The sequence below is a fragment of the Serratia liquefaciens genome (assembly GCF_027594825.1).
In the GTDB taxonomy this organism is placed as follows: domain Bacteria; phylum Pseudomonadota; class Gammaproteobacteria; order Enterobacterales; family Enterobacteriaceae; genus Serratia; species Serratia liquefaciens_A.
The window spans coordinates 1,158,427-1,183,494 of the sequence record NZ_CP088930.1 but is presented as its reverse complement, the minus strand read 5'-3'; the positions used below and the strand labels follow the sequence as shown (position 1 = coordinate 1,183,494).

Genomic DNA, 25,068 nt, shown 5'->3' with positions numbered 1-25,068 from the left:
GCAGAATGAAAACACTGCTGATGATAGACAGTTCGCTGGGGCAGGCTCGTAGTCACCTGGCGAAACGCATGCTTGGCGCTGCTGCGGTGAAAACCGGCCTGACGTTGGTTGAGTCGGCGGCCGAGGCCGAACTGGTGGTGGTGGCTGGCCAAACTGTGCCTGCTGACGCCGCGCTGAACGGCAAACGGGTCTATGTGGGTGACGTGGCGCATGCGGTGCGTGAGCCGGAAGCCTTCCTGGCGCAGGCGATGGCCGAAGCGAAAGCCTACCAGGCCCCGACCGTTGCCGCCGTCGAACCGGCAAAAGCCGCCGGGCAAAAACGCATTGTGGCGATCACCGCTTGCCCGACCGGCGTGGCCCATACCTTTATGGCGGCCGAAGCCATTGAGAGCGAAGCCAAAAAGCGTGGCTGGTGGGTGAAAGTAGAAACCCGCGGCTCCGTCGGTGCCGGCAATGCCATCACGCCAGAAGAAGTGGCGGCGGCCGATCTGGTGATCGTGGCGGCGGACATTGAAGTGGATCTGGACAAGTTCGCCGGCAAGCCGATGTACCGTACCTCTACCGGCCTGGCGCTGAAAAAAACGGCGCAGGAGCTGGACAAGGCGCAGGCTGAAGCCGAGATTTTCCAACCGCAAAAAAGCGGTGCGCTGGCCACCGCCGGTAAGAAGAAAGAGAGCGCCGGTCCTTATCGTCACCTGTTGACCGGCGTGTCTTACATGCTGCCGATGGTGGTGGCGGGCGGTTTGTGTATCGCACTGTCGTTCGTGTTCGGGATCAAGGCATTTGAAGTCAAGGGCACGCTGGCAGCAGCGCTGATGCAGATCGGCGGGGGCTCGGCCTTTGCGCTGATGGTCCCGGTATTGGCCGGTTTTATTGCCTTCTCAATTGCTGACCGTCCGGGCCTGACGCCGGGGTTGATTGGCGGCATGCTGGCCGTGAGCACCGGCGCCGGTTTCCTCGGCGGTATCATTGCCGGTTTCCTGGCGGGCTATACGGCCAAATTTATCAGCACCAAACTGCGACTGCCGCAGAGTATGGAAGCGCTGAAGCCGATCCTGATCATTCCGTTGGTCGCCAGCCTGTTCGTCGGTCTGATCATGATTTTCGTCGTCGGTACGCCGGTCGCGAAAATCATGGAAGGCCTGACTCATTGGCTGCAATCACTGGGTACCGCCAATGCGGTGCTGCTGGGTGCGATCCTCGGTGCCATGATGTGTACCGATATGGGCGGGCCGGTTAACAAGGCGGCCTACGCCTTCGGTGTGGCGCTGCTGAGCTCCTCGGTGTATGCCCCAATGGCGGCCATTATGGCGGCCGGTATGGTACCTCCGCTGGCGATGGGGTTGGCGACTTTGCTGGCGCGTCGCAAGTTCGAGAAATCCGAACAGGAAGGCGGTAAAGCGGCGCTGGTGTTGGGTCTGTGCTTTATCTCTGAAGGCGCCATTCCGTTCGCCGCCCGTGACCCGATGCGCGTGTTGCCATGCTGCATCGCCGGTGGCGCGTTGACCGGTGCACTGTCGATGGCGTTTGGCGCCAAGCTGATGGCACCGCACGGTGGGCTGTTCGTCCTGCTGATCCCTGGCGCTATCACCCCGGTGCTGTTGTATCTGGTGGCGATTATCGCCGGTACGCTGCTGGCGGGGGTGTCTTACGCGCTGCTGAAACGTGCTGAAGTCCCTGCGGCTACGGTAGCCTAACGCCGGCGCAGGCAATAAAAAAACCGGAGCTCAGGCTCCGGTTTTTTTATCTGGTTATTACTGCTGTGCCTTCAGCCAGGCAATCTCTTCCGCCCAGATATCCGGGTTCACGGTTTCCAGGATCAGCGGAATATTGTCGAAACGATCGTCGCGCATGATATAGCTGAACACCGTTTTACCGATATTGCCTTCACCCAGGCTATGGTGGCGGTCGACGCGGCTGCCAAACTCACTCTTGGCATCGTTCAGGTGCATGCCACGCAGGTACTTGAAGCCCACGATGTCGCCGAGCGCTTTAAACGTCTGCTCGCAGGTTTCTTCGGTACGCAGATCGTAACCGGCGGCAAAGGCGTGACAGGTATCGATGCAAACGCCGACGCGGCTTTTGTCTTCCACGCCATCGATAATCGCCGCCAAATGTTCAAATTTGAAGCCCAGATTGCTGCCCTGACCGGCGGTGTTTTCGATCACGGCCGTCACGCCTTCAGTCTTGTCCAGCACCATGTTGATGGATTCGGCGATGCGTGCCAGGCATTTGTCTTCCTCAATCTGCAGCAGGTGGCTGCCGGGGTGGAAGTTCAGCAGAGTCAGCCCCAGCTGTTCGCAGCGCTGCATTTCATCAAGGAAGGCTTCGCGGGATTTTTCCAACGCTTCGGTCACCGGGTGGCCAAGGTTAATCAGATAGCTGTCGTGCGGCAGGATCTGCCCTGGGCCGTAGCCGTACTGCGCACAGGCGCTTTTAAACTTATCGATCACGTCGGCAGGCAGCGGGGCAGCCTTCCATTGACGCTGATTTTTGGTGAACAGGGCGAATGCGGTCGCCTCTAATTCGTGCGCGCGGATAACCGCCTGATCCACGCCGCCTGACGCGCTGACATGTGCACCGACAAACTTCATTTTCATTCTCCTGTGTAATCGGCGTCATTATGGCATTGATAGCGGAAGGATTGAATGGCGGGAAAAGCGCAGGCCCGCGATTGCGAGCCTGTGGGGAAGCAAATCAGATAAAATGTTGTACCAGCAGGTTAATGGCGCCGCCGCCAACAATCAGCCAAACGAACAGCAGCGTGGCGAGCAGAATCGGTTTAACCCCGGCCTGGCGCACCGCGCTGATGTGGGTGGTCAACCCCAGCGCCGCCATGGCCATCGCCAACATCCAGGTATCGGCGGTAATCAGGTGTTTCACCAGCGTCGCCGGCAGCAGGTTGAACGAGTTCAGTCCGGCAACGGCAATAAACAACACCGCAAACCACGGAATGGTGATGGCGGATTTTTCCGCCTGGCTGCCGGTGCTTCCTGCGCTACGGCTGCGGCTGATGTAGCCTGAGAGCAGCAGCAGGAAAGGGGCCAGCATCATGACGCGGATCATTTTGGCGATGACCGCGGCGTTTTCAGCATCCGGCCCGATAGCGTGCCCGGCCGCGACCACTTGCGCCACTTCATGAATGGTTGAACCGGTAAAGATGCCGAAACTTTCCTGATTAAACGGTAGCCACTGGAAATGTTCGTTCAACTGGTACAGCCACGGATAAGCGAAGATCGCCAGCGTACCGAACACTACCACGGTGCTTACCGCCACCGCTACCTTGTTGGAGTCGGCTTTCAGCACCGGCTCGGTCGCCATCACGGCCGCCGCGCCGCAAATGCTGCTGCCGGCGCCAATCAGCATCGCGGTCTGGCTGTCGATACCGAACACTTTTTTACCCAGCCAGCAGGCGAGCAGGAATGTGGTGCTCAGGGTTAATGCATCAATGATGATGCCGGTGGTGCCCACATCAGCAATTTGCTGAAACGTCAGGCGAAAACCGTAAAGGATAATCCCGAGGCGCAGTAAACGCTGTTTGGCGAGTTGAACACCGCCATGGCAGCTCGGTTGCAGCCAGGGGTAAACCGTATTGCCCACCAAAATACCCAGCAAAATGGCCAGCGTCAGCGCGCCCAGTCCCAGCCCGGCTACCCAGGGAATATCACCAACCCAGACCGCCAGCGCAGTGATGGCGCCGGTCAGCAGCAGCCCCGGCACCAGCCGAGGTAGGCCGAATAGAGGAAATTGCCGCGTTGGAAAATCGTGTGTGGTATTGGTCGCCATAAGTCAGCCCTTGTCATCAAATCCTTGAGCCAAAGACTACGTGCTGGCGGCATAAAAGAGAAATTGATTATATATTTATAACCTATCTGAATAAGTGGTTAGTCTGCGGCCTGAAGCATGAGTGGCCCCCATGTCGATTTCTGCAAACGTGATAACCTTAGTGTTATTCACCCTGTGCGTTGCTGCCGGCCAGTGGCGCAGATTTAGCATTAGTTTCAGTGGCTTTACTGACAGGCCACTTTTATATACCGAGAAGTTTATGCATATCACCTTACGTCAATTGGAAGTTTTTACCGAAGTGCTGAAAAGCGGTTCGACCACGCAGGCCTCGGTCGTTCTGGCGTTATCGCAATCGGCGGTCAGCGCGGCGCTGGCCGATCTGGAAGGGCAATTGGGCGTGCAGTTGTTCGATCGTGTCGGCAAGCGTTTGGTTATCAATGAGCATGGGAGGTTGTTGTATCCGAAGGCGCTGGCGTTGCTCGAGCAGGCGGGGGAGATTGAGCAACTGTTCCGCCATGACGGCGGCGCGCTGCGCATCGCGGCCAGCAGCACCATCGGCAACTATATGTTGCCGGAGATGATCGCCCGTTATCGGCAAGATTTTCCCGCCACGCCGCTGGAGCTCAATGTGGGAAACAGTCAGGACGTGATCGGGGCGGTTGCGGATTTTCGGGTCGATTTAGGCCTGATCGAGGGCCCTTGCCATATGCCGGAGCTGGTCACCCAGCCCTGGCTGGAGGATGAGCTGGTGGTGTTCGCTGCGCCGGACAATCCGCTGGCGGGTCAGCCTTTGACGTTGGCGATGTTGGCCAATGCGCCGTGGATCCTGCGGGAACGCGGCTCGGGCACGCGTGAAGTGCTGGATCATCTGCTGCTGGCGCATCTGCCGCACTTTCAGCTGGTGATGGAACTGGGGAACTCGGAAGCGATCAAGCATGCGGTGCGCCACGGCATTGGCATCAGTTGCCTGTCGCGGCGGGTGATCGGCGAACAGTTGGCCAGCGGCGTGCTGGTGGAGCTGCAGTTGCCGTTGCCGCCCTTGATGCGAACGCTTTACCTGATCCATCACCGGCAAAAGCATATCTCCAACGCGCTGCAGCGTTTTCTTGGCTACTGCACGCTTGCGTCCTAAAAATGCCTCCGTAAGCAGAAATGAAGCATAAAAATCTGCTCCCTGTCACATTAATGACAGTAAGTAAGGCCTCGAGGACCGTTGCTAATAATTAGCCCTGAATTATGAAGCTATCTTATATCAGTGCAATGTTACTAGTTCGTCGGCGGGTATTTGTTACAATCCGCCCCTTATTTTTTTGACCAGCAGATAGGGTAAGAATGGCTCAGCAGGATATAAAAACATCGGGGCAACCAGCACCCGGATTGCGGCGCGAGCTGAAGGCGCGGCACTTAACCATGATTGCTATTGGTGGTTCTATCGGCACCGGTCTGTTTGTCGCCTCTGGCGCGACCGTTTCGCAGGCAGGCCCAGGCGGGGCGTTGCTGTCTTATGCGTTGATTGGGCTGATGGTGTACTTCTTGATGACCAGCCTGGGTGAACTGGCGGCCTTTATGCCGGTGTCCGGTTCTTTCTCCACCTACGGCGCCAAATATGTAGAAGAAGGTTTTGGCTTCGCGCTGGGCTGGAACTACTGGTACAACTGGGCGGTGACCATCGCCGTTGACCTGGTGGCCTCGCAGCTGGTGATGACGTACTGGTTCCCGGATACTCCCGGTTGGATCTGGAGTGCGCTGTTCCTGTGCCTGATGTTCCTGTTGAACTACATTTCGGTTAAAGGCTTCGGTGAAGCGGAATACTGGTTCTCACTGATCAAGGTGACCACCGTCATCATCTTTATCGCTATCGGCGTGCTGATGATTTTCGGCATCCTCAAAGGGGGCGAGCACGCGGGGTGGCAGAACTGGACCATCGGCGACGCGCCGTTTGCCGGAGGATTCTCGGCCATGATAGGCGTGGCGATGATCGTCGGCTTCTCGTTCCAGGGGACCGAGCTTATCGGTATCGCGGCCGGCGAATCTGAAAATCCGGGCAAAAATATCCCGCGCGCGGTGCGTCAGGTGTTCTGGCGTATCCTGTTGTTCTATATCTTCGCGATCCTGATTATCAGCCTGATCATTCCCTATACCGATCCGAGCCTGCTGCGCAATGACGTGAAAGACATCAGCGTCAGCCCGTTCACCTTGGTGTTCCAGCATGCCGGTTTGCTGTCGGCGGCGGCGGTGATGAACGCGGTGATCCTGACGGCGGTATTGTCTGCCGGTAACTCCGGGATGTACGCCTCAACCCGTATGCTGTTTACTCTGGCGTCGGAAGGCAAAGCGCCGCGTATCTTCGCCAAGCTGTCGAAGGGCGGGGTGCCACGTAACGCGTTGTATGCGACGACCGTGGTTGCGGGCCTGTGCTTCCTGAGCTCGATGTTCGGCAATCAGTCGGTTTACCTGTGGCTGCTGAACACCTCGGGCATGACCGGCTTCATCGCCTGGTTGGGGATAGCCATCAGCCATTACCGCTTCCGTCGCGGTTATATGATCCAGGGTCGTGATCTGAACGATTTACCTTATCGTTCCGGCTTCTTCCCGCTGGGCCCGATCTTTGCCTTTGTGCTGTGCCTGATCATCACCCTGGGTCAGAACTATCAGGCGTTCCTGCAAGACCGGATCGACTGGTACGGCGTGACCGCGACCTATATCGGCATTCCGCTGTTCCTGATCATTTGGTTCGGTTACAAGCTGACGCGCGGCACCCGTGTCGTGAAGTACAGCGAAATGGAATTCCCGAAAATGGACGTGAATTAACGTCCTATTATGAAACGCGGCGGGAGCCCGCCGCGTTATTCTTATCCCCTGACTTCCTGTTCCTTCCCTTTTGCCGTCAGCGCCTGCTGCGCCGCGCTCATCAAACTGTCAACCGATTGATAATCCTGCGTTAAAGCTAATACACCGGTATTGAGCTGCAGCGACACCTCACCGAATGCGCCAAAACTGTAGGGGGCTTCCAGCGCCGGAATGAAGCGTGCCAAAAATTCACCTTCGGAGCCGTAAGGCAGATCGTGAACCAGGATCAGAAACTGACCGCCGGTATAGCGGCAGACAAAATCACTGGGCCGGACCAGCATTTTCAGGCGTTCGCCAATGGTGCGCAGCACGTCATCACCGATCTGTACACCGTGGCTCTGATACAACGCCGCCAGTGGGGTAAATTCGAAAATAAACAGATGGGAAAGCGGATGTGCCGTCGCCGAAGGACGACAAATATCCTGCATCACGGCCTCACCCCCTGCGCGGTTGAGGAAACCGGTCAAATGATCCTGATGGGCGGCTTTCTGTTTTTCTGCGCTCAGGGTAACGCGCTCAGCCAGTTGGCGATGATAAGACGTGGTCAATCCATGGGCCAACACCAGCCACAGCGGGATGATATCCGCCAGTAAAAACAGGTTTTGCACGCGTGACAGCGGCGCGGCCAGCAAATAGGGCAGCGTCAGCACCATGATTTCCAGCAGGGCAAAACGCGGTGCTGCGGCGTGCCGTTGCATCAGCCAGAACGCCAACCCGGTAATCAACAAGCCGGCGAACACGATGAGCACCATGCGGCCAGAAAGCATGGCCATCAGGGCGACCGCGCCCACCAGTGCGCACCACAGCAGTACCGTCACCAGCATTGCGTTGGGCCAGCGGGGGGGATTGGGTCTCGCCAGCCACCAACGCCCGCCGGTCAGCAACAGCAGCAGCAGCAACAGACCCACGCCGATCGCCTGATGGCTCAGCCAGATATAGGCCAGCAGCAGCAGTGCCACGCCGGCGGCATTCCACCAAGGGGTGGTGGGAGAAGGCACCAACGTAAGCCGCATCTGGCGTTGTAATTGGGCGTCATCCGCCAGCCGTGGGCTTTGTACCAGCCAGTGCAGCAGGGCGGGTTTTTTAGGCGTTAACGCAGGTATTCGACTTCTCATTGCAGCCTCTTTGATAAGGGCCCCGCTTGCAGGCTCCAAATATCCGGTCCGGCGCAGGGCGCAGTGACCAGTCAGGATTTGGATTCTATGTGGTTTTATTGCAATTTGTCACAGCAGAGCGGGAAGGGGCGATATTTTCGGAATTGTTAACCCTGGGCACTGCGGTGAGGGTATGGCAAGAGTTTGGTTAATAACGTTATAAAATAAAGTGTTACATCTTTATATGGCAGGTAATAGCTATTGATATGATTGATAAGTATTATCGTTTGCTTTATTGTTAGCGGCTGCTTATTCCGTTCAGGCGGCCGTTTCCGCGCCGCTGTGGTCATTGTCGTAACAGGTATCCGAAATAATGAGCGTATCCACCGATCCTATGCCTGACGCCAAGGGGAAACCCGACGTCAACGTCATGGGGCGTTATCACCATATTCTCCGCCACCGTTTATTGATGATGGGGGTGTTGGCACTGGCGATTATGGGTTCGCTGCTGCTGGATTTTACCATGGGCCCATCCGGGCTTTCTTTGTCTTCCCTGTGGCAAACCCTGATTGATCCTGCGGCGGCCGACGCCGGCACGCGGGTTATCGTCTGGGATATCCGCCTGCCTTACGCCTTGATGGCGGTGGTGGTGGGCTTTGCGCTTGGCCTGGCCGGCGCAGAAATGCAGACCATCCTGAACAACCCGCTGGCCAGCCCCTTTACCCTCGGCGTCTCTTCTGCCGCGGCTTTTGGTGCGGCGCTGGCTATCGTGTTGGGGATTGGCGTTCCGGGCATTCCCGATCAATGGTTTATTTCCGCTAACGCCTTCATATTCGCCCTTTTTGCCGCATTGATGCTGGACGGCATTACGCGTTGGACTCGGGTTGCCACCTCTGGCGTGGTGCTGTTTGGCATCGCGCTGGTGTTCACCTTTAACGCACTGGTTTCCATGATGCAGTTTATTGCCAGCGAAGACACGCTGCAGGGGCTGGTGTTCTGGACCATGGGCAGCCTGGCGCGCGCCTCGTGGGACAAACTGGGTATCTTGCTCGGCGTATTCGCCGTGCTGCTGCCGCTGTCGATGATGAGCTCGTGGAAGTTGACCGCGCTGCGTCTGGGGGAGGATCGCGCTGTCAGCTTCGGTATCGACGTGCGCCGTTTGCGCCTGACGACCCTGTTGCGCATCAGCATTCTTTCCGCGCTGGCGGTGGCCTTTGTCGGGCCTATCGGTTTTATCGGCCTGGTAGCGCCGCACATCGCCCGAATGATCTTCGGTGAAGATCACCGATTTTATCTGCCGGCCAGCGCCTTGATTGGTGCGTTGGTACTGTCGATGGCCTCCGTGGCGTCGAAAAACCTGATCCCGGGCATTATCATTCCGGTGGGCATCGTCACCTCGCTGGTGGGCGTGCCGTTCTTCCTGAGCATTATTCTGCGTCATCGGGGGAATGTATGAATCAGGGATTGCGTATTGAAGGTTTCTCCGCCGGTTATCCCAAGCGCCAGGTGATCAGTAATCTGGCGGTCCCGATGCTGCCGCGCGGACAAATCACCGTGCTGCTGGGGCCGAACGGCAGCGGCAAGTCGACGCTGCTGCGCTCTTTGGCGGGCTTAAACCCGGCGCAGGGGCAACTGTGGCTGGACGACATTGATTTGATGCAGATGCCATTTGCCCGTCGCGCGGAAAAGGTGGTGTATCTGCCGCAGTCGTTGCCTGCCGGGGTACATTTGCACGTGCTGGAGTCGATCATCGTGGCGCAACGCGCTTCGGGTGGCCGCAGCAACGCCGGCAGCGAAGCGGAGGTGATGGCGCTGCTGGAACAGCTTGGCATTGCCCACCTGGCGCTGAGCTATCTCGATCAGCTTTCCGGCGGGCAGAAACAGTTGGTGGGGTTGGCGCAATCGCTGATCCGCCAGCCTTCGTTGCTGCTGCTGGACGAACCCCTGAGCGCGCTCGATCTTAACTATCAGTTCCACGTGATGGATTTGGTACGCAAAGAGACGCGCAAACGCAATATCATCACGGTGGTGGTGGTGCATGACATTAATATAGCTTTGCGTCATGGCGATCACGTGCTGATGCTGCAGGATGGCGAATTGATTGCCGACGGTGCTCCGGAAGAGGTGATCACGCCGCAGAGTCTGGCGCGGGTGTATGGCGTTCGTGGGCGTATTGAGCGCTGCTCGCAGGGCACACCGCAGGTGTTGATTGATGGATTGGTGAACCAACCGTCGATTTGATCCCGGTGGATACCTAAAGGCCCGGCACTTCACAGCGCCGGGTTTTTTTATTACTTCTTGTTCAGCGCCTCGGCGACGCGTTCGACGATATGCTGGCTGGTGATGATGCCGCCAGAAAGATAGACCTCAGCCGCCGGCAGATAAACCACCTGACCTTTCTTGACCGCTACGGTGTTTTTCAACGCCGTGGTGGTGAGGATCTTCTGCGGAGCTACCGCGTTCGGACGACCGGTAGCCGCATCGCGATCGATGATAAACAGCCAATCCGGGTTCAACTGAGCCACCTGCTCTGGCGACAGCTTATTGCCGCGCACATCAGGGTTCTCGCTTTGCAGTGCCGACGAGAAGCCGAGAGCGTCATAGGTAAAGCTGAAGCGGCTCTTGGGCGCGTAAGCGCTGATTTTACCCCCGGAGAACAGCACCACCAGGCCGCGCCCGGCTTTGGCCACCTGCGGTTTGATCGCCGCAATTTCGGCATCCAGCTTGTCTACGGCCGCCTGAGCCTGCTGCTGTTTGTCGAACAATTCACCCAGTTGCAGAGTGCGTTGTTTCAGGCTGCCCAGTTGATCCTGCGGATCGATTGCCATATTCAACGTCGGCGCAATGCCGCTGAGTTCGGTATAGGCCTTGGAGGAACGACCGGCGATCAGGATCAGATCCGGTTTGGCGGCGCGTAGCGTGGCCATATCCGGTTCAAACAGGGTACCGGCATTAAGGTATTTGCCATTCTGGTGCTGCTTCAGGCTGTCCGGCAGCAGGGTGCGATTGCCCGGCAGTGCCAACGGCTCTACGCCCAGCAACTGCAATGTTTCCAGCGAAGCATAGTCCAGCACCACCACGCGCTGTGGGTGCTTTTTCACTTCGGTGGTACCGTTAAGATGTTGAAAACTTACGGTCGCAGGAGCATCCGCGGCCGGTGTGCGAACCTTGCCGTTACAGCCGGCCAGTGCCATACAGGCCAGCAGGGCGAGAACCATAGGGGAGCGGCGTAATGTCATTGAGGCTTCCTCGGGTGGGGGAGATAAAAAGGGCGCGCAGCGCGCGCCCACAGATGGCTGACAAAGTCCTTTGTAGTTCAAAGTCTTGAACTGGCGGGTAATGAAAACAAAGGATTATGTCTTCTGAATTACCCCAAACACCCGAAAATCCCATTTTTCGGGTGTTTGTCATCATACTAAGGGCGCGCAGCGCGCGCCCAGAATGGCATCAGAAGTTGTAGGTCATGCCGACGGTGTAACGGCGGCCATCGAGCACGGTATTGTAGTTATCGTAATCGACGGTCTTGTCGAGGATGTTGTAGACTCCGCCGGTTACCATCAGGTTTTTATTCGCCTGGTAGCTCAGTCCGGCATCGACAAAGGTGTAAGACGGCGTGCTCTTGGCCATGGCTGCACGGCCCATGTAGTCTGAAGTCTTGCTGCGGAAGTTAACGCGCGACCACAGGCTGACATCGTGCGTAGCCTGCCAGTCCAATACGCTGTTAACCATATGCTTCGGCATTTGGTTCAGCGGCTTGCCCTGGAAATTCCCGCTTTTCTGTTCGGAAGAGGTGTAGGTATAGTTGGTGGTCAACTGCCAGTCTTTGGTGATTTCCCAACCGAAAGTCGCTTCTACGCCGCGCATATTGGCTTTATCGACGTTGGTGCGGTCGCTGATAAAGTAATAAGGTGTGTTGCCGAGCATGCATTGCGCGTCGCCGTCACCGCTGTCACAGCGGCGCACTTCGGTGATTTTATCTTTGAAGTCGGTGTTAAACAGAGTGACACCGGCGTTCAGCCCTTTTTGGTTGTCCCACATCACGCCGATCTCTTCGCTCAGGCTCTTCTCTGGCTTCAGATCCGGGTTACCGATAATGATTGAAGTACGACCACCGCCGGTGATTTGCCCCCAACCGGCGGAGGATTGACGCAGATCCGGTGAACGGTAGCCGGCGGAGACACCGCCTTTCAGCGTAAATTGTTCAGTCAGGTGCCAGACGCCGTACATGCGCGGCGTCCAGTGGTTGCCGTAGTTCTGATCCTGATCCATACGAATGCCGCTGGTCAGGCTGAAGTCGTTGGTCATCGCCCATTCGTCTTCGGCAAACAGCGCCCAGCTCCAGCGTGTCAGCTGGTTCAGCTTATCGGCTGCGGCTAACTGATTGCCCCCGTCACTCAATTTTTCGTAACGGTACTGGCCGCCCAGGTTCAGCATGTGAGCGCCTAATTCGAACTGATTCTGGGTGTTGAAGATGGTGTTATACATCTTCATGTTGCGGCCCGGGTTATTGGTCTCTTCGCGCTGAATATAACTGGTGGTATTACCGAAATCGTAATAACCGTTGTGGGTTACCGCGTAGTTGGTACGGGTGTAGAGGCTGTCGCTGGCACTGTTCGGCGTACACTTTTTATTGCGGCAGTTTTCGGTCGCCATGGATTTGCCCGGCGTACTGTTACGATCCTGCAAAGAGCGGCCAATTTCGAAATCGAAGTCGTTTTGTTCGTTTGGCGTCAGGCTGAATACCGCGGTGCCGCTGCGCATGCGCTGTTCGTTGAAGCCGTTGAGGATTTGGTCTTCGGCGCGGCGCGACAGCAGGCCGTTGACCCGCAGGCCCAGCAGGCCTTCAATCAGCGGACCGGAAGCGTAGGCGTTGGTCTGGAAAATATCGCCGGAATTGCTGTTTTCCTGGAAGGTGGCGTCGCCGTGCAGTGAGCCTTTCCATGCCTGAGTGGTGGAGGTTTTGCGGGTGATGACGTTGATCACGCCGCCCATGGCGTCGGAACCGTACAGAGAAGACATCGGGCCACGTACCACTTCGATGCGTTCAATCGCTTCCAACGGCGGCAACCAGCCTTGTTCAATACCGGAGTTGTCACTGTTCGGGCGCGTGCCGCGGGTGTCTACGCGTTTGCCGTCGACCAGGATCAAGGTGTATTTGGAGGACATGCCGCGGATGCTGATATCGCTGCTGCTGCCACCGCCGGTCACGACGACGCCCGGCACGTCTTTCAACGCATCGGTAATGTCGCGGTAGGCTTTGTCTTCAATTTGCTGACGTGGGATGACCGAAATGGACGCCGGGGAGTCCTGGATTTTCTGCTGGAAACCGGAAGCGGTTACCACCATGGTGTCCTGAGCGTCTGGTTGCGCAGCGACGGCGCCGGCGCTGGTCAATGTAGCAATGATCAATGCGGTTAATTTGTTATAACGTGGCTTTTCCATGAGGCAAACCTTTCCTGGTCTGATGTAAATCGACAAAGTGTCGTTTTAACGGTTTGAATAATAAGTAGAAACGGGCCCCGTCGTTGCGGAGATCGTCGTTCCGTCAGTATTTCGTCAGGCCATTGTAAGGATTTTCGACAAAATGTAAACGCAAATGATAATTCGTATCATTTGTATGTGTTTGGGCGAAGGGAATCATTAACCGCATGAATATAAGGGAAAAAGGGCGCAGCGAAATCTGCGCCGAGGGAAGGGGGTTAGCGTTTCTGGATGTAGGTGATAGCCAGCGCCAATGCCAGCACCAGGCCTTTGATAATGTCCATGGCATAGTAAGGGACGGAGAGCATCACCAGGCCGTTTTGCAACACGCCAAGGATCACTGCGCCCACCAGCGTGCCGAGTGCGTTGGGTTTGCCGGAGCCGGCCAGCGAGAAGCCAATGTAAGCGGCAGCGACCGCATCCATCAGATAACCGCCGCCGGCGTTCACCTGCGAAGAGCCGATACGTGACGCCAGCAATATGCCGCCAAGCGAGGCCAGCAGGGCAGAAATGACATAGGCGGCAACCCTGTAACGTACCGTGCGAATGCCCGACAGGCGCGCGGCTTGCGGATTACCGCCAATGGCGTACATGCGGCGACCGTGCTTGGTCAGCGACAGGAAAAGCTGTACCACTACGGTGACCGCGAGCATGATCAACACGATCACCGGCACCTGCCCGAGTGAGGAAAAGACCTCCGGGATCAGGCCTTCCGCCATATCGCCGTTTGGCAGCAGCATATTCTGGGTGATTGATCCGCCGTAGCTGTAGGTCATCGCCACGCCCTGGATCACAAACAGGCTGGCCAGCGTCGCCAGCATATCGGGGATTTTCAACACCACGATCAGAAATGCATTGAACAGGCCGACCAGCGTACAAATCAGCAACGTCAGCACAATCGCACCGGTGGTGCCGAAGCCGTACCAGACGAACAGTGAAACCACCAGAGCGTTGGCCAGTGAAGCAGTGGAACCGACGGAGAGATCGAAACCGCCCACCGACAGCGATATCGAGACCCCGATGGCGATCACCGTGACGATGGCAATCGAGCGCAGAATGTTGATGATATTGTTCGGATCGAGGAAGTTGTCCGACGCTATTCCGAACAGGGTAATCAGCGCGACAACGGTGAGTAACATCCCCCACTTGTAGAGAAACTCAAACAGCTGATGGCGCCAGGGTTGCGCAGTCTGCAGGGATAATTCTTTACTCACGCTGGGGTTCCTCCGGTGGAATACAGTAATAGGGTTTCTTCATCAATGTCGGCGGCATTCAGTTCCGCGACGACCCGGCCATCCCACAGCACGCAGATGCGATCGCACAGGCCGACCAGCTCCGAAAACTCGCCGGAAGCATAGATAATGCCTTTGCCGTCGCGGGCCAGGCCGTCGATCAGGGTGAACAGCTCTTGTTTGGCCTTGATGTCTACCCCTTTGGTTGGTTCATCGAAAATCAGTACGTTAGCGTCGCCGCGCAGCCACTTGCCAATCGCCACCTTTTGCTGGTTGCCACCGGAAAGCCGCGCCAGCTTCTGCTGCGGGCCGGAGGCGCGAATATTGAGGCGCTGCATGATGTCTCGCGCCCAGCGCAGTTCCTGGCGGCGGCTGAACAGGCTCCAGCGGGAAAAGCTGTCGTCGGCGCTGACGCTCAGGTTCATTGGAATAGCTTCGTCGATAAAAATGCCTTCTTTGCGCCGCTCTTCCGGCACCAGCGCCAGCCCTTGTTCGACGCTAAGGTGCGGAGCACGAGGAGCCCAGGGTTTCCCCAGCAGTTGACCCCGTTCAATTCGCGCCGGCGAAGCGCCAAACAGCGCCTTGCACAGCTCGGTTTTTCCCGCGCCGGCCAGCCCGGCGATGCCGAGGATTTCCCCCTGATGCAGTTGCAGGCTGACGTTGCGCAGCTTATGGCGATCGTGCAGGCCTTCGACCCGCAACAGGGGACGAGAGCCGTGCGGCGGGCGCGGGGGCGGGAAAATATCGTCCAGCCGATGGCCGAGCATTTTCTCGACGATCTGCTCGCCGTTCAGACCCTGCATGGCATCCTCGCTGACGTGGCGACCATCGCGCAGCACCGTCAGGCGGTCGCAAATTTCACTCAATTCATGGATTCGGTGGGAAATAAACACCACGCCGATCCCTTCGGACCGCAGGCGGCGCACCACGCGAAACAGGCGTTCGCTTTCGGCACGGTCGAGGGGGGCGGTGGGCTCATCAAGCACCAGAAAACGGCAGCGGTGGGAGAGCGCGCGCGCCAACAGCACCTGCTGTTTTTCCGCCAGGGTGCACTCCGCCAAACGCTGGCGCAGGTTAATGGTCAAATCCAGCTGTTTCAGTAGCTGTGCCGCCTGGCGGTACAACTGCCCCCAGTTAAGCAGATGGCCCGGCTCATTCAGCCAATCGAGCATGATGTTTTCCGCCACGGACAGCGTGGGGATCAACGCTACATCCACTTCCTGCTGCACCACGTGGATGCCGTGTTGCCGGGCTTGCAGCGGAGAGTGAATATCCACTTGCTGGCCGTCGATAAAGATCTCGCCGCGATAATGGTCGTGCGCGCCGGAAAGGATCGCCATCAACGTAGATTTTCCTGCGCCGTTAGCGCCGACTAGCGCGTGTGTTGAGCCGCCCAGCAAGGTGAAGTCGACGTTTTGCAGCGCGTTGAATCCGGCAAAGGCGATCGAGATATTGCGCATCTCGAGGCGTGAGGGCGTAAGGGTTGGCATAGTGTAGTTTAAAGCCGTTTGGGTGTTTAGATGGCTAAAGTAGATCTTTTGTAACACAGATTGCGATTTTCGCAACAGCCGAAATGGTATAACTGAGATGAAAAAATTCCTGGCGGGTGACGCTAGAACCCCAGGCGGTCGCGCAACGCATAATAGGCCGCTCCCAGGGCGGTGAAAGGCACGCGGAACTGGCGGCCGCCGAAAAAGGGCAGGTGCGGTAATCGGGCGAAGGCGTCAAAGCGTTCGGCATCACCGCGCAGCACTTCGGCGATCAGCTTGCCGGCCAGATGGGTGCAGGTGACGCCGTGGCCGCTGTCACCCTGCATATAATAGACATTGTTTTCCAGGCGACCGAACTGCGGCATGCGCGATAACGTCAGCAGGAAGTTGCCGCTCCAGCGGTAATCAATCCGTAGCTGTTTCAGCTGTGGGAAGGTTTTCAGCATTTTAGGCAGGATCAACGGATCGATATCGGCGGGATCGCGGGCGCCGTATACTACGCCGCCGCCATACAGCAACCGGTTGTCGGCGGTCAGGCGAAAGTAGTCCAGCAGGTAATTGCAGTCTTCGACGCAGAAATTATTGGGCAGTAGCGACAATGCCATATCTTTGGATAACGGTTCAGTGGCGAGAATTTGCGAGCCGCAGGGCATGCTCAACCGGCTGAGCCGAGGTTCAAGCCGATCGCCAAGGTAGGCGTTGCCGGCAACGATCACAAAGTTGGCGCTGACCGAACCTTGGGCGGTGTGCACCTTTGCCGGTTGCGCGTAATCGATGCGCGTGGCGGCTGACTGTTCGAACAGCCGCCCACCGTGACGGCGCACCGCGTCGGCTTCGCCCAGCGCCAGATTGAGCGGGTGCAGGTGGCCGCCGTTGCGGTCCAACAGCCCACCGACGTAACGGTCACTGGCGATCTCGCGGCGGATAGCCTGCTGATCCAGCCATTCCAATTGGTCATTGCCATAGCGCCGCCAGCGGGCCTGTTGCCGCTGCAGCGCATGGCTTTGTTTAGGGTTCAAGGCGGCGAAGATACCGCCGTGGCGGTAGTCACAGGCGATGGCGTATTGATCGATGCGCTTGCGAATAATCTCTGCGCCTTCGAACATCATGCTGCCGAGCATGGCGGCGGTGTCAGCGCCATAACGCGCTTCAATCACATCGATATCGCGGCTGTAAGAGTTGACTACCTGCCCGCCGTTACGGCCGCTGGCACCCCAGCCGATACGCGCGGCCTCCAGCAGCACCACGTCAAAACCGGCTTCGACCAGATGCAACGCCGACGACAGGCCGGTGAACCCCCCACCAATAATGCAGACGTCACAGCGGATATTCTCGTTCAGCCTTGGGTAGGGCGCGAACCGGTTGGCGGTAGCGGCATAATAACTGGCAACGTGTTCCGTCATGGGGCCTCCGCCTGAAAAGGTCAGAAGGTAGTCGGGGTATGTGCGCTGACGATACGGCAGACGCGCGCCGAGGTATTACTGAAGCTGTGCGGAATGCCGGTGTTGATGGCATAGCTTTGGCCGGCGGTCAGGCAATGGGTCTGGCCGTTGATCGTCAGCATGATCTCGCCTTCGAGCAGGGTGCCGATTTCTTCGCCCTGGTGCTTGATTTTTTCGCCGGTGGTGGTGCCGGGCTGATAGGTTTCCAGCATCATCGCCAGATTGCGCGTTGGGCTGCCGTTATGCACCAGCTTCATCGACACCCCCTGGCTGCCAATCTCGATCAGATCCTCGGCTTCTATGACCACTTTGGGCTCATTGGCGGCTTCAGGTTCGGCAAAGAAGGCAGACAGCGATAGCCCATAAACTTTCAGCAGCTTTTGCAGCGTACTGATAGCCGGACTGACTTTGTCCTGTTCAATGGTGCTGATTGCGCTGTGGGTTAACCCGGACAGTTCGGCGACCCGGCGCTGCGACAAACCCAATTGCAGACGGATCTGTGACAGGCGCTTACCCGGCGCCAAGCTGACTTCGCTCATAGCGGTACTTCCTTCTGGTAGGGACGACAGGCAAAAGTGAAGATCGGTATCAGGTGCCTGCCTGAGTGATATCGGCACAGCATGATATCGGTAGTTGTAACGGAATTGGAAAATATATTGCCCATAACTCCCCCCGTTCTGGCGGACGAAATTCTGCACGTAAAAAGAGTGTTAACGCCTTTTCGGTCAATATTTTATCAATTTAGCAGTCGGTGGCGAATAATCAAACAGGATTGTAACATTTGCAAACCATTTGTGTTAAGGCTATGTTTCATATTATGGATGTTATTTTGAGCGCCCCTGGTGGCGCAGTCTACAGAGAAATCAGACCATGTGTTGAACCTATCGGCAGGCGGGCGCAGTGGCGCTCTCAGAGCATAATGGCGGGTGATGTATGCAAACCAATATCGCAGCAGTTGAAAATTTTGCACAGCATAATGAAGAGAGGCGAAGTAGCGCGTTCCAACGTGAAGTAGCTCACTATTTGGAACGCCATCCCTCCACGCAGTATATCGATATCCTTCTCACTGACCTGAATGGTTCCTTCCGCGGTAAACGTATTCCCGTCTCCGGACTGAAAAAATTGGAAAAAGGCTGTTACTTCCCCGCCTCGGTATTCGCTATGGATATCTTGGGCAACGTGGTGGAAGAGGCGGGCCTGGGCCAGGAACTGGGCGAACCGGACCGCGTGTGCATGCCGGTGGCCGGCACGTTGACGCCGTCCGCGGCGGATCCGGACAATATCGGTCAGGTGTTGCTGACCATGCTGGATGAAGATGGTACTCCCTTTGACGTTGAACCCCGTAATGTCCTGAATCGAGTTTGGCAGGCATTGCGCCAGCGCGGCATGTTCCCGGTGGTAGCGGTAGAGTTGGAGTTCTATCTCATTGATCGACAGCGAGACTCTGAGGGGTACTTGCAACCGCCCTGTGCGCCCGGCACCCAGGAGCGCAACATGCAGAGCCAGGTTTATTCGCTGGACAATCTGAATCATTTTGCCGAGGTACTCAACGACATCGACACCCTGGCGCAGATGCAGGGCTTACCGGCGGACGGTGCGGTGGCGGAAGCGTCACCCGGCCAGTTCGAGGTAAATCTGCAGCATACCGATAACGTACTGCTGGCCTGCGATCACGCGCTGTCGTTGAAACGCCTGGTACGGCTGGTGGCGGAAAATCATCACCTGCACGCCACCTTTATGGCAAAGCCCTATGAGGAATACGCCGGCAGCGGCATGCATGTGCATATCAGCATGCTGGACGGCAACGGCAATAATTTGTTCGCACAGCCCGACGGCGAAGACTCAGCGCTGTTGCACCGTGCGCTGGCAGGGATGATCACCTTGATGCCGGCCTCGATGGCGCTACTGGCTCCCAATGTGAATGCCTTTCGCCGCTTCCAGCCGGGCATGTATGTGCCCACTCAGGCGTCCTGGGGGCATAACAATCGCACCGTGGCGCTGCGCATTCCCTGCGGTGAGCCGGAGAATCATCGGGTGGAATACCGCGTGGCGGGAGCCGATGCCAATCCTTATCTGGTGGTGGCGGCGATCCTGTCAGGCATTATTTATGGGCTGGACAACGAATTACCGTTGCCTGAGCCGGTGACCGGTAACGGGCTTGAACAAGAAGGGCTGCCGTTCCCGATCCGCCAAAGCGACGCGCTGTACGAGTTTGAGCATCAGCAAGCTTTGACGCAGTATCTGGGCGAACGTTTTGCCCACGTTTACCATGCCTGCAAGATGGATGAACTGATGCAATTTGAGCGGCTGGTGACCGAAACCGAGATTGATTGGATGTTGAAAAATGCCTGAAGGGGCGTAAAATGTGCGTCAATAACTTGATATGCGATAGAAAGATAGCGGATTAATTCACCTGTAAGGGTTGTTTTCCGAACGATCGCGAAAAGAATTTGTTTCAGAGGCCTTCCTGATCTTGTCATCAGGAGGGTTTTTGGTGCAAAATATCCCTAATGCAGATAGCCGACGTTTTAACGCGTCGGTTATTTTTTTTGCATTTTATGTTCTACAAACTGTGCGTTTCATACACCAAGCGAGGCCGGACACCGATCCGGATAGATAAATAGTTTCGTGCGCGATCAAACAAAACTTTATGGTCGTGACTCATGAGGATAAGAAAGATGGGGCAATTTTTCACTTTAGCACCGGTGCCCGCCGGTTTCCGCTGCGGTCGCAGCGATTATGGAGCAGCCAAGGCCGCCTTGACTCGTTATCCAGCTTCCAATCCCCTTCTTTTTGAATTCAGTCGCAAGTTGCGAAGTTTCCCCGCAACCTTAAGTCTTGGCGTGTCTATATTCCGCAAGGCAGAAGGTAAGGGGGGGCTGCGCAATGTCCGATAACATCATCAGCGCCGCACCGGCTCAACGCGCACAGCTGCGTAAAACCCTGACTTTAGTTCCGGTAGTGATGATGGGCCTGGCTTACCTGCAGCCAATGACCATCTTCGATACCTTTGGCATCGTTTCCGGCCTGACCGATGGTCACGTCGCGACGGCGTACGCCTTTGCTCTGCTGGCGGTTCTGTTTACCGCATTGAGCTACGGCAAACTGGTACGGAAATTCCCGTCCGCCGGTTCCGCCTACACTTATGCCCAGAAGGCCATCAGCCCGCACGTCGGCTTTATGGTGGGTTGGTCGTCACTGCTGGACTACCTGTTCATGCCGATGATCAACATTCTGTTGGCAAAAATTTACCTGGAAGCCATTTTCCCGGGCGTGCCTTCGTGGATCTTCGTGGCGGCGCTGGTCGCGCTGATGACGATTTTCAACCTGCGTGGCATCAAACTGGTGGCGAACCTGAACTCCATTATCGTGGTAGTGCAGGTGGCGATCATGATCGTGTTCCTGTTCCTGGTGGTGAACGGTCTTTCCCATGGCGAAGGTGCCGGTACGCTGGTCAGCAGCCGCCCGTTCTGGTCTGAGAACGCGCACGTGGTGCCGATGATTACCGGTGCGACCATTTTGTGCTTCTCGTTCCTTGGTTTTGACGGCATCAGTTCGCTGTCCGAAGAAACCAAAGATGCAGAGAATGTGATCCCGAAAGCCATCTTCCTGACGGCATTGATCGGCGGCATCATCTTTATCGTGGTGTCTTACTTCGTGCAGTTGTACTTCCCGGACATCTCACGCTTCAAAGATCCTGATGCGTCCCAGCCGGAAATCATGCTGTACGTGGCCGGCAAGTTCTTCCAGTCGGTGATCCTGGTGTTCTCCTGCGTAACAGTCCTGGCTTCAGGCATGGCGTCGCACGCCGGTGTTTCACGCCTGATGTACGTGATGGGCCGTGACGGCGTATTCCCGGAGCGCTTCTTCGGGTATGTGCATCCGAAATGGCGCACTCCAGCGCTGAACGTGCTGTTGGTCGGCGTGATTGCGCTGTCTGCGGTGTCGTTTGATCTGGTGACGGCGACGGCGTTGATTAACTTCGGTGCGCTGGTGGCGTTCACCTTCGTGAACCTGTCGGTGATCTCGCAGTTCTATATCCGCGACAAGCTGAACCGTACCGTTAAAGATACCTTCAACTACCTGATCCTGCCGATATTAGGGGCGCTAACCGTTGGCGCACTGTGGATCAATCTGGAAGCCAGCTCAATGACGCTGGGTCTGGTATGGGCGGCGATTGGTCTGATTTATCTGGCCTTCGTGACGCGCAGCTTCCGTCTGCCGGTTCCGCAGGCTAGCGAAGACGTGGCGTAAGCCTTTATCGCTAAGCATTAAAAAGGGCGCCTTGGCGCCCTTTGTCGTTTTTGTTAACCCACCAATTGTTTGCCGTATTCAAACAGCGCCTTCAGCAGCGCAGTCTTTTCTTTGTCGCCTTCATGCAGGTTGTACAACGATTCCAGTTGCAGCACGTAGCTTTGTACCCGCTCGGCGCTTAAGGCTTCCTGGCGGTGCTGTAACCAGCGGCGTTGTTCGGCATCGTCCAGCGTATTGGGGTAGTTGCGGGCACGAAAACGGAACAACAGTTCTTTCATGCGCCCGTCGCTGAAAGTCAGATCCAGCGCCGGCAGATTCTGCGGCTTGGTTTGCTGGATGATTTTCATCGCAGCCTTGTCGGCATCGCTGAAGAAACCGTCATACAGCCGGGCGTCGACGTCGTCAGAGCCTTTGAAAGGTTCGGCTTCGGCGAACAACGCCACCACTTTTTCACGTACCTCCGGATGCTGGCGCAGCAACTGCAAGTTTTGCAGGCAGGCCTGGCGGTCGATCCCCAGTCGCTCGGCGTTTTCCGGCAACAGGGTCTTGGCCGGCGCCAGTACCGGACACTTGTTGATATGCACCAGTTTGATCGGTACCGGCGATTGTTCGGGCGCCAGATCGTCCCGGCGGGTATACAGCCGCTCACGCAACTCGTCGGCGCTCAGCGTCAGCAGGGGAGTCATATCACCGGCCAAATCGCACATGATGACGGCGTTCTTGTTGTCCGGATGCCAGGCCAGTGGCGATACCCAACTGGTGTTGCCGCGCGCGGCACCGAACATGCCGGAAACGTGCACCAATGGCGTCATCTCTGCGATGTCGATCAGGGCGTTCAGCTTATGTTTGTTGCGGTGTTGCAGCAGGAAATCGAACAGTCGCGGTTGTGCCTGCTTGACCAGTTTGGCCATGGCGATAGTGGCGTAAACGTCCGACATGGCGTCATGGGCGTGTTCATGCTCGACGCCGTTGGCGCGAGTCAGGTGTTCCAGACGGAAGCTGGGGAAACCCTCTTCGTTTTCTGGCCAGACGATGCCGTCCGGGCGCAGCGCATAACAGGCGCGCATCACATCAAGCAGATCCCAACGCGAGTTACCGTTTTGCCAACTGTAGGCGTAGGGATCGTAGAAGCTGCGGTAGAAAATATTACGGCTGACTTCGTCATCGAAGCGGATGTTGTTGTAACCAAGAATGCAGGTGCCGGGCACGCTGAACGCCTGATGGATCTGGCGCGCAAATTCGGCCTCGTTGACGCCTTTGGCTAACGCCAGCTGCGGTGTGATACCGGTAATCATCACCGCTTCAGGATCGGGCAAGTAGTCATCGGCCGGGGTGCAGTAGATGACCAACGGCTCTTCGATAATGTTGAAATCCATATCGGTACGCACGCCGGCAAACTGCGCCGGGCGATCCAGGGAGGGACTTTTACCGAAGGTCTCGTAGTCGTGAATATAAAATGTGGCCGGTGCCTTGCTGCTCAAATTCGCATCTCTCACGTGGCGTAGGGAATATCCCTCTATTGTAACGGCGAGATGTGTGATGCCAAGCAGTCGTTAGCGTTAATCGCCGAAATGCGTGGGATTACGCACTGCGGTAGTAGTTCAGGCGCAGATGAAAGTAGGGGCGTAAGTGATCGGGCACCTGTTCTTCGGCGTGGGTGCCGCTGTCGGCGGAAATACCATAACGCTCGTTATAAATCACGCTGAGTGCGAGTAAGTCGGTTTCAATTTTTTCACGTTCTGCTTGCGGTAAGCTATCCAGCTTTCGCCCCATATGATTCTCCCTGTGATTGTAAGGGCATCATAGGATCGTTAACCTGACTTGTCCCTACCCCATTCAGGGGGGAGTCTCAAGAAGTGGGTGACCTTGCCTGCAAGGTGTGGCCTGATGTCGCAGTCCCCTGATAATGCTGAGAGTATTTGGCCGTGAATTCCTGCTGATTCTGTGTCTGGGCGCGCTCAAACACTTTATGGGCCGATAATACACCGCCAATTACCGTCAGCCAGAAGAGGCTGCACAGGACCAGGACGCCCAACCAGACTTTTTGGTTATAGCTCATAAAAAACTCCGGATGATAAAAGGGAATAACATTTACCAGAGAATTAAATCAGAGTTTATATCAATGCTCTGTCAACGGCGGCGTTTATTAGGGTTGCTTTCTTATTAATGTGTTACCAAATGCCGCAGCCATGTTTCAAAACATTCCTTAAGATAGTATTAAGAAAAGATAAGTTTGTGCCACTGAGTTTTATTTAATATCCGTTTAATTATCCCCACATACAATCAGCAGCATTCAATACCAATGTGGGTACGTATTATGAAAACTCTGCTGTTAACCGGCGCTACCGGCTTTCTCGGTGGTGCAGTGCTTGAAAAATTACTGAAAGAAAATCAGGTCATTAACTATCTTCTGTTAGTGCGGGCTGATAATGCACAGCAGGGACTTGACCGTATTCGGATGAATATGGAGAAGTTTAATGTTGATGCCAGTTTATTCTCTAAAATTACGATGGAAAATATATTGTTGGGCGATTTAGGTGAGCCGGCTGGTTTTTTATCGGACACACGCATTAACAATGTAACGCACGTTATCAATTGTGCCGCCGTCGCGTCATTTGGCAATAACCCGCTTATTTGGAAGGTAAACGTGGAGGGCACGTTGGCCTTCGCGAAAAGAATGGCGCAGGTGTCTGGATTAAAACGCTTCCTGCATGTGGGGACGGCAATGTCCTGCACGCCGGAGCCGGGTTCACTGGTCGCGGAGAGCGGTGAGTTTGAAGAAACAGCCGAGCATTTGGTGGAATATACCCGTTCCAAATCCACCATCGAGCAGTTAATGCGTCAGCAGTGCCCGCAATTGCCGCTGGTGATTGCCCGTCCTTCCATTGTGGTGGGGCACACTCGCCTGGGCTGCCAGCCTTCCAGCAGCATTTTCTGGGTATTCAGCATGGCGCTGATGCTGCGCAAGTTTATGTGCTCGCTGCAGGACAATATCGATGTGATCCCGGTTGATTACTGTGCCGATGCGATGGTGATGTTGTTGAACAGCGAGACGCTGGATAATGACGTTTACCATATCTCCGCCGGTGAAGAGAGCAGCGTCAGCTTCGCGGACATCGATCGTGCCATTGCCGCCGCACTGGAGAAACCTCCGCTTGGCGATCATTATGCGCAGGTCAGTTACGAAGCCCTGTTGAAAATGCGCAAGCAGCTCAAAGATATTTTCGGGCCGTGCAATGAACGCCTGATGCTGAAAGCGATGCGCCTGTATGGATCTTTCGCCATGCTCAACGTGCGCTTCAGCAATGACAAAATCCTTAAGCTGGGCATGCCGAAACCGCCGCGTTTTACTGACTATATCGCCTGTTGCGTGCAGTCTACCCGGGGCCTGTCCATTCAGCAGCAGATGGTGGTGGATTTCAAATAACAGCACGGCGCC

At 56.4% G+C, this 25,068-nt stretch carries 20 protein-coding genes; 8 read left to right on the top strand and 12 right to left on the bottom strand.

Features of this window, described 5'->3' with window-relative positions; all coding sequences use genetic code 11:
* Positions 1–5: 5 nt before the first annotated feature.
* Entirely contained in the window at positions 6–1,697 is a 1,692-nt protein-coding gene (gene fruA, locus LQ945_RS05405) for a PTS fructose transporter subunit IIBC (protein ID WP_270102453.1), read from the top strand.
* 57 nt (positions 1,698–1,754) lie between these two features.
* Here the strand turns inward: fruA and nfo are convergent, their stop codons facing one another.
* Entirely contained in the window at positions 1,755–2,594 is an 840-nt protein-coding gene (nfo, locus tag LQ945_RS05400) for a deoxyribonuclease IV (RefSeq protein ID WP_044552515.1), read from the bottom strand.
* A 103-nt stretch (positions 2,595–2,697) separates the two neighbouring features.
* Entirely contained in the window at positions 2,698–3,786 is a 1,089-nt protein-coding gene (locus LQ945_RS05395; protein ID WP_182824793.1) for a YeiH family protein, read from the bottom strand.
* Positions 3,787–4,045: 259 nt separating this feature from the next.
* Here LQ945_RS05395 and yieE point away from each other — a divergent pair, with 259 nt between their 5' ends.
* Both yieE and LQ945_RS05385 read left to right on the top strand, forming a co-directional pair.
* On the top strand, positions 4,046–4,918 hold the full coding sequence (yieE, locus tag LQ945_RS05390) for a DNA-binding transcriptional regulator YeiE (protein WP_044552512.1): 873 nt from the start codon (positions 4,046–4,048) through the stop codon (positions 4,916–4,918).
* 200 nt (positions 4,919–5,118) lie between these two features.
* Positions 5,119–6,597, top strand: coding sequence for an amino acid permease (locus tag LQ945_RS05385; protein ID WP_044552505.1), 1,479 nt, complete (start codon positions 5,119–5,121; stop codon positions 6,595–6,597).
* Positions 6,598–6,638: 41 nt separating this feature from the next.
* On the opposite strand, the gene LQ945_RS05380 is transcribed toward LQ945_RS05385, so the two are convergent.
* Positions 6,639–7,751, bottom strand: coding sequence for a GGDEF domain-containing protein (locus LQ945_RS05380; protein WP_270102452.1), 1,113 nt, complete (start codon positions 7,749–7,751; stop codon positions 6,639–6,641).
* Between the two features lie 352 nt (positions 7,752–8,103).
* On the opposite strand from LQ945_RS05380, the gene LQ945_RS05375 reads away from it, so the two are divergent.
* On the top strand, positions 8,104–9,186 hold the full coding sequence (locus tag LQ945_RS05375) for a FecCD family ABC transporter permease (RefSeq protein WP_270102451.1): 1,083 nt from the start codon (positions 8,104–8,106) through the stop codon (positions 9,184–9,186).
* On the top strand, positions 9,183–9,971 hold the full coding sequence (locus LQ945_RS05370) for an ABC transporter ATP-binding protein (protein ID WP_044552501.1): 789 nt from the start codon (positions 9,183–9,185) through the stop codon (positions 9,969–9,971). Before LQ945_RS05375 ends, LQ945_RS05370 begins: the two co-directional genes overlap by 4 nt.
* Before the next feature lie 50 nt (positions 9,972–10,021).
* Here the strand turns inward: LQ945_RS05370 and LQ945_RS05365 are convergent, their stop codons facing one another.
* The 6 genes from LQ945_RS05365 to puuR form a co-directional block, all read right to left on the bottom strand.
* Positions 10,022–10,969: a siderophore ABC transporter substrate-binding protein gene (locus LQ945_RS05365; RefSeq protein ID WP_270102450.1), complete on the bottom strand. Its 948-nt coding sequence runs from the start codon at positions 10,967–10,969 to the stop codon at positions 10,022–10,024.
* Between the two features lie 208 nt (positions 10,970–11,177).
* Positions 11,178–13,172: a ligand-gated channel protein gene (locus LQ945_RS05360; RefSeq protein ID WP_270102449.1), complete on the bottom strand. Its 1,995-nt coding sequence runs from the start codon at positions 13,170–13,172 to the stop codon at positions 11,178–11,180.
* A 257-nt stretch (positions 13,173–13,429) separates the two neighbouring features.
* Complete coding sequence (locus LQ945_RS05355) at positions 13,430–14,425, bottom strand: ABC transporter permease (RefSeq protein ID WP_270102448.1); 996 nt, start codon at positions 14,423–14,425, stop codon at positions 13,430–13,432.
* Entirely contained in the window at positions 14,422–15,933 is a 1,512-nt protein-coding gene (locus LQ945_RS05350; protein WP_270102447.1) for a sugar ABC transporter ATP-binding protein, read from the bottom strand. The genes LQ945_RS05355 and LQ945_RS05350 overlap by 4 nt, the downstream gene beginning before the upstream one ends.
* A 122-nt stretch (positions 15,934–16,055) precedes the next feature.
* Entirely contained in the window at positions 16,056–17,336 is a 1,281-nt protein-coding gene (locus LQ945_RS05345) for an NAD(P)/FAD-dependent oxidoreductase (RefSeq protein ID WP_270102446.1), read from the bottom strand.
* Between the two features lie 20 nt (positions 17,337–17,356).
* The gene (gene puuR / locus LQ945_RS05340; RefSeq protein WP_020827747.1) at positions 17,357–17,914 is read right to left on the bottom strand and encodes an HTH-type transcriptional regulator PuuR; all 558 of its coding nucleotides are present in this window, start codon (positions 17,912–17,914) and stop codon (positions 17,357–17,359) included.
* Between the two features lie 394 nt (positions 17,915–18,308).
* On the opposite strand from puuR, the gene LQ945_RS05335 reads away from it, so the two are divergent.
* Together LQ945_RS05335 and LQ945_RS05330 are read left to right on the top strand one after the other, a co-directional pair.
* Entirely contained in the window at positions 18,309–19,727 is a 1,419-nt protein-coding gene (locus tag LQ945_RS05335) for a glutamine synthetase family protein (RefSeq protein ID WP_270102445.1), read from the top strand.
* 534 nt (positions 19,728–20,261) lie between these two features.
* A complete protein-coding gene (locus LQ945_RS05330) occupies positions 20,262–21,629 on the top strand; it encodes an APC family permease (protein ID WP_269933775.1) in 1,368 nt (455 codons plus the stop codon).
* A 53-nt stretch (positions 21,630–21,682) separates the two neighbouring features.
* Here LQ945_RS05330 and sbcB read toward each other — a convergent pair whose 3' ends face one another.
* The 3 genes from sbcB to LQ945_RS05315 form a co-directional block, all read right to left on the bottom strand.
* Positions 21,683–23,110, bottom strand: coding sequence for an exodeoxyribonuclease I (sbcB, locus tag LQ945_RS05325; protein ID WP_182824778.1), 1,428 nt, complete (start codon positions 23,108–23,110; stop codon positions 21,683–21,685).
* A gap of 100 nt (positions 23,111–23,210) precedes the next feature.
* Positions 23,211–23,402, bottom strand: coding sequence for a DNA polymerase III subunit theta (locus LQ945_RS05320; RefSeq protein WP_044552486.1), 192 nt, complete (start codon positions 23,400–23,402; stop codon positions 23,211–23,213).
* Positions 23,403–23,478: 76 nt separating this feature from the next.
* Positions 23,479–23,688, bottom strand: a complete 210-nt coding sequence (locus LQ945_RS05315) for a hypothetical protein (RefSeq protein WP_262240894.1) — start codon at positions 23,686–23,688, stop codon at positions 23,479–23,481.
* A 258-nt stretch (positions 23,689–23,946) separates the two neighbouring features.
* Between LQ945_RS05315 and LQ945_RS05310 the strand changes: the two genes are divergently transcribed.
* On the top strand, positions 23,947–25,056 hold the full coding sequence (locus LQ945_RS05310) for an SDR family oxidoreductase (protein WP_270102444.1): 1,110 nt from the start codon (positions 23,947–23,949) through the stop codon (positions 25,054–25,056).
* Positions 25,057–25,068 lie beyond the last annotated feature (12 nt).